Origin of the sequence: Alkalicoccus chagannorensis DSM 18086 (assembly GCF_000429725.1) — a bacterium.
Lineage (GTDB): Bacteria > Bacillota > Bacilli > Bacillales > Salisediminibacteriaceae > Alkalicoccus > Alkalicoccus chagannorensis.
Map to the genome: position 1 here is coordinate 1 of NZ_AUCK01000040.1, position 5,448 is coordinate 5,448.

Below are 5,448 nucleotides of genomic sequence, written 5' to 3' on the forward strand. Positions count from 1 at the left end.
TCCACTACCCACTCATTCACCTGTGCGATCATGTCCGCATCGATTCGACGTCGGAAATACGTGAGGGAAGAGACATCAAATGGACAGGTCTCCTGATATTCCGCCAGACCAAGAAAGTACTGCAGGTAGGGGTTTTCTGCGATCTGCTGGACCGTTTCCTGATCGCTTGTTCCCAGCAGTTCTTTGATGACAAGTGCCCCAAGCGCCATCCGGACCGAATAGGCATGCGCTCCCTGCGTGACATCTTTCAGCTTCTGTTTGTACATGCTTTCCGCTCGGTCCCATGGGATCAGTTGGGCCAGATGAACCCATCGGTTATCCGGGTTCAGGGAACCTTCGAAAGGAAGAAAGAAGTCGCCAGACAGTAACAGCTGATTTTCCGAGTGATTGTACATGGATCATCGCCTTCAGATGCGAGGATTTTTGAACGCGGACGGGTTTTTCCTTGCATCCCTTTTCGATTAAAACGTCCAAAACCCTTGTGGCATAAGAAATTAACCGTTATTCAGTAGCCTTTAAGTATTCATTATTTAAATCAATTAACCTTGTTTAAATCGTATTTGGAGTTGATAGACCATATACTAAGACTCGTTTTATTTTTCTTTATCTGGGTGTTTCTTACGAACTTCTTATTTTATTTCTAAAACTCGCGCTTTTCTGCTTAGTGGTCTAAGGTTAGAAATTAAATCGTAAAGATTATAAAAAGAATAAATGTCGTCAATGCATTTAATTTAGTTGAGCGTAGTACACCTAATTATTGACATTGCATTTGATGCAATTTATGATTAATTTATTAATATTATAGAAATTTAAAATTACACATAGACCAAGCAAAATTTTTTATTCAAGAATGTATAAATTTTATTCCTGATAAAATTTAATGAAAGTAGTATAATTACTATTTAGAACAATAAGGGGGTAAGGAAATGCCTTATGCAATTGATTTATTTAGTGGTGCTGGTGGAATGAGTGAAGGCCTATTGCAAGCAGGTTTTCACATTCTCTTCTCAAGTGACATTAATATGGAAGTGGAGAAAACATATAAAAATCGCCATCACGAATTAGGGTTAATACAAGGTGAGAATACTCATTTTGAGAGAGCTGATATATCGGCTCTGTCTGGAAAAATAATTTACAACAAAATTAGAAACCTTTCGATATTCCAAAATAGCAACATCCCTGATATAGATGCAATATTTGGTGGTCCGCCTTGTCAAGGGTTTAGCCTAGCTGGTAGGCGTGAGAAGACAGATCCTAGAAACGTCTTGTTCGCCGAGTATGTGCGTGTCATAGCAGATATTGAACCCAAATACGTTGTTATGGAAAACGTGGAAGGGTTTTTAAATACCAGACTGGACAACTTTCATGGCTTAATGGGTGAAAACTATCCTGAGAATAGCCTAGTATCAGATATTTTAACTGCAGAATTAGAAAGTATAGGCTACGTAGTCTCTGATTTAAATATTCTTAATGCATCTCAATTTGGAGTGCCGCAAAGACGAAGAAGAGCAATATTCATAGCCCATAAAGAGAATGTTAGTCCACCTCTTTTCCCTGAAGAATACCAGCCACAAATTTCTGTCGGCGAGGCTATAAGTGACCTTAGTGATCATACCCCTTCTTTGATCCCAAATAGTTCTTATCAGAAAGAATCTAGAGAAGGGAGAACACCAACTGTTACTACAACAACGCAAGGAAAACTGGAATTTAAGACTCCTCTAAAAAACTTCACTTCAGTTTTTAACCATGAAATTTCTAAACATTCTATGGAGGTCAAGGAAAGATTTAGTTTATTCCAAGAAGGCGAATCTAATATTGATGTTCGATCAAGAATTAGAAGCACAGGGATTAAAAATGCTATAAAGAAATATCCTTATTTATTTTGGGCTATTTATAATAATCAAAGTCTCTATAGATCAACCGATGAGTTAAATAGAGCTTTAGCTAATGGCAACTTAGATGACAGTATTTTTGAGAAATTATTGTCCAAAAAAAACAATAGATACAGACTTGATAGTAACAACATTGCTCCCACTGTCATGACATTGCCTGATGATTATATAGTTCCTTATAATAATAGAATTCCTACAGTTAGGGAATTAGCTAGGTTACAAAGTTTTGATGATAGCTTTGAATTTTTAGGTAAAAGAACAACAGGCGGTCCCCGTAGAAAAGTCGAGGTTCCTCAATATAGTCAAGTTGGTAATGCTGTACCACCGCTTCTCGCTAAAGCAATTGCTAACGAAATCAAAAATGCAATTAAAAAAACGTCTCTAAGTAAAGTGAATTAATTTTTATTTTATTCGCATTCCAGCAAAAGTTTATGGAGCCTGATTCTCACATGTCTAGGCTCCTTCTATGAATAAGACTTTTGTTTGAGATCTCGAGGTTCCACAACTAAATAACGTAAATCATCTAAAAAATTATATACAAGTAAAGAACATTACTATTTGGTACAAATTATTTATGAAGACAAATTGTGACTCCGCTAATGTGTTTAAAGTACATAGATAGACCATCTAAATCTTTTTGTACTCTTTTGAGAGCATTACTTAATACAGTTTGAGTTACCCAAGTGCTACAAATTACTACATGGTATCAAAAGTAGCGCATATTTAAGAATTGAATTTACAAACGTTTACCTGCCTCTGTATATGCGGGTTAATCCTCTTCTAAGCTTAAAAGCAAATTGTTTAAAATTGTATCAAGTTCTTGAGATATTATTATTGTTTGAGTTGAACTAATTCCATTCTTATCTACAGATCTTATCAGCTCTTCTCTTTTTTTTTCAATTGTAACTTCAATTTGATTAGACAATTTAGTCCCAACCTTTAAACTAAAGTATTATTTTATAGCATTGCATAAAATTATCACGTCGACTAGCCTCTTTCTATTCAAGGGCAATTATTAAATAGCGATTTATAATTTATATATAACTTCAATTCGGTTATTTAGGTATATTTCATCAATTGAATTATTGAGGTTTTACCACGCACCATGATCACTTTTACAGATATATCGTCTATATTATTATAACCATAATTAATTACCAATAAGCTGTATATCGTAAAAATGATTCACTCGTTTACGAATAGTATGATAATGAAATAGTTTAAATTTTTATTGTATTATTTGGGCTACAGAAATAATAAACAGGTTTTTTGCCCACCTTGTTTAATAACCCTTTTTCTAATAAAATTTCCAAATTTTTCTTTATAATGTATTTACTTAACTTCGTTTCATAATGAATATCTCTCACTGAATAGTACACCTTATATTCATTAAAAATAATCTCTTGAGCGAACATGTACATAATAGCTTTACTGTCTTCTGTTAACTCAAGCAATGATATATTCGTGGTTATAGTAGCTAATTTTTTTGAGATGCTATTTAATTCACTTAGAGTAATTTTTTGGTACGTATTACTTTCTTGAAGTAAAAAACCAATATTCGGTATTAAGTCGATCAGCTTTTTATTGTCATTATCAATACCATCCGTCAATTTAGAATTCCAATTATTATTATTATATGTTGCTTTCACAAGATCTAACGCACTCAGTATATTCATTTCGGTACTTAAATGAGAAAACAATATAAACCTCTCAAGTAGGAGACTATTATCTTTAAATGGGTTCTTTTTTTTATAATAATAATGGAATAACATGATCTTAATGATTCTTAGAGAAGAATTGCAATTAATATCAATACATTCACTTATATTTTCTACATAATTGAACAAAATTTCATGTTCGTGAAATTGGCCTACTCCGTTAGCGTTTGGATATATAAGGTTTTTTTTGATGAAATTCTTGTAAGAATTTAAAGGATTAAAAATTTTATTATAGTTCATACAATCTAAAGTGTTTAAAAACACTTTGATACTATGTTTTTTTATTTTGTAGCCCTGTCGATTGAAATTGTTATAAATTTCATCTGACAAAAGATCTAGTAAAAACTTTTCCTTTACTATTTTAGGTAAGAGATTTAAACTAATCTCTAATTTGTTATCCATAGCAAAAAACTTAACTAATTCTTGATCTAAGTTACATTCTTTAAAATACACCTTTAAGTCGTTCTCAGTAAAGGAATTATGTGATTGATAGAGTATGGAATCTAAACTTTTAATAGTCATTAGATTAATTTACCTCAATGATTTAATTTTACATTTTGAGTCATCTGTACTAATAATTAATAAATTGTACAACTTGAAGCTCACTAAATTTTATTACCGTATATTTGTCGGATTTATTCATTCTATTAACTAAATAATAAATGATTTTAGTCTTATGTACAAATGATTGTTAAAATTATACTATCTGAATTTTACGTTAAAATATCTTTTAGAAGATTTAAGGTGGTATTACTATGGATGAAAAAAATCTGGGAAGCAAAATAAAAAAATTAAGAATGGGAAAAAATTTAAGTCAAAAAGAGTTGGCATCACTTTTAGGTATAAGTAATTATAAGCTAACACGTTACGAGAATAATATTAGCAAGCCTGATTTAGATCAAATCAAAGAATTCTCTACTTTTTTTGAAGTTTCAACTGACTATTTATTGGGTCAATTAAAATGTAGATTAGAAGATAGATTTGATAATATAAAGGCATATAAAGATTTTATTAATCTTAGAGAAGATGAAGTGAATTATTTAAAGGAAAAGCTTTTTGAATACAGGACATATAAAATAGATGAAAATGATCTTTAACAGCATAGCAATCTTTTAATCATTTTTTGCAGACGAATGTTGTAACACGATCTGTTTTAATTGGTTTGATATATATTTACTTTTTCTAGTTTGTGTTTTGTCGTTAAAATATAGTCAACTTTTTATTTTCAAGGTAGCCGTTTTGAAAGAGAATAACGAAAAAACTTTAATAAAGCTAGGGTTTCTCAAAACTACGAATTTACTATTTCTGCTCGATTGTTACAATTGGACAAATTTAGCTGAATAAATAATCAGATAGACTAGATTCACGTTTTTTGATGTGCCTTAGAAACTGCTTACATGATATAAGGTGATAGCGATCTCCATTTTATGAATGTTCGGATCGAGAAGTTCCCATAATAATATTCCGCCTCACAAATATATTGACTTCCTACAGATACCATATAATCAGCTCTTTCTTCAAACTTAAATCATCATAGAGTGAGACCCGTTTGATAAATATCGCACCTAGAACCGGACCTAGTTAATAAGTTGTAAAAACTGAACTAGATAGAAGGCGAATACTGATGCTATTACAGAAATTTTATATATATTGCTGAAGGAATTGTTCACACTTTTGTTATCGTGCGAAGGTACTTCTAAATAAAGTGAATTCAGCGCTAAATGATATGTTTCAAGTTTATCTATAAGTAGGGGTTACTGAATAACTGGCTTTTTGAATAAAAACAACTGTTGAAAGGGAAACATCATGGATCGACTGTCTTTCATTTGCTTGCGAAG

At 31.7% G+C, this 5,448-nt stretch carries 5 protein-coding genes; 2 read left to right on the forward strand and 3 right to left on the reverse strand.

The genetic code is table 11. From position 1 onward, the window contains the following. On the reverse strand, positions 1 to 395 hold a 395-nt coding region (locus G477_RS0114705; protein ID WP_026698576.1), incomplete at its 3' end, for a transposase. Positions 396 to 926: 531 nt separating this feature from the next. On the opposite strand from G477_RS0114705, the gene G477_RS0114710 reads away from it, so the two are divergent. Continuing rightward, positions 927 to 2,291 (forward strand): DNA cytosine methyltransferase, encoded by a 1,365-nt coding sequence (locus tag G477_RS0114710; RefSeq protein ID WP_026698577.1) that lies wholly within the window; start codon positions 927 to 929, stop codon positions 2,289 to 2,291. Positions 2,292 to 2,661: 370 nt separating this feature from the next. Here G477_RS0114710 and G477_RS21010 read toward each other — a convergent pair whose 3' ends face one another. Together G477_RS21010 and G477_RS0114715 are read right to left on the reverse strand one after the other, a co-directional pair. Further along, on the reverse strand, positions 2,662 to 2,817 hold the full coding sequence (locus G477_RS21010) for an aspartyl-phosphate phosphatase Spo0E family protein (protein WP_084406279.1): 156 nt from the start codon (positions 2,815 to 2,817) through the stop codon (positions 2,662 to 2,664). 295 nt (positions 2,818 to 3,112) lie between these two features. Further along, positions 3,113 to 4,132, reverse strand: coding sequence for a hypothetical protein (locus G477_RS0114715; protein ID WP_026698578.1), 1,020 nt, complete (start codon positions 4,130 to 4,132; stop codon positions 3,113 to 3,115). 233 nt (positions 4,133 to 4,365) lie between these two features. On the opposite strand from G477_RS0114715, the gene G477_RS20620 reads away from it, so the two are divergent. Next, on the forward strand, positions 4,366 to 4,707 hold the full coding sequence (locus tag G477_RS20620) for a helix-turn-helix domain-containing protein (RefSeq protein WP_051288077.1): 342 nt from the start codon (positions 4,366 to 4,368) through the stop codon (positions 4,705 to 4,707). Positions 4,708 to 5,448: the final 741 nt, after the last annotated feature.

What these genes read in the sequence shown, in the direction of transcription:
- G477_RS0114710 (WP_026698577.1), top strand. Translation starts at nt 927, where the DNA reads ATGCCTTATGCAATTGATTTATTTAGTGGTGCTGGTGGAATGAGTGAA.
- G477_RS0114715 (WP_026698578.1), bottom strand. Translation starts at nt 4,132, where the DNA reads ATGACTATTAAAAGTTTAGATTCCATACTCTATCAATCACATAATTCC.
- G477_RS20620 (WP_051288077.1), top strand. Translation starts at nt 4,366, where the DNA reads ATGGATGAAAAAAATCTGGGAAGCAAAATAAAAAAATTAAGAATGGGA.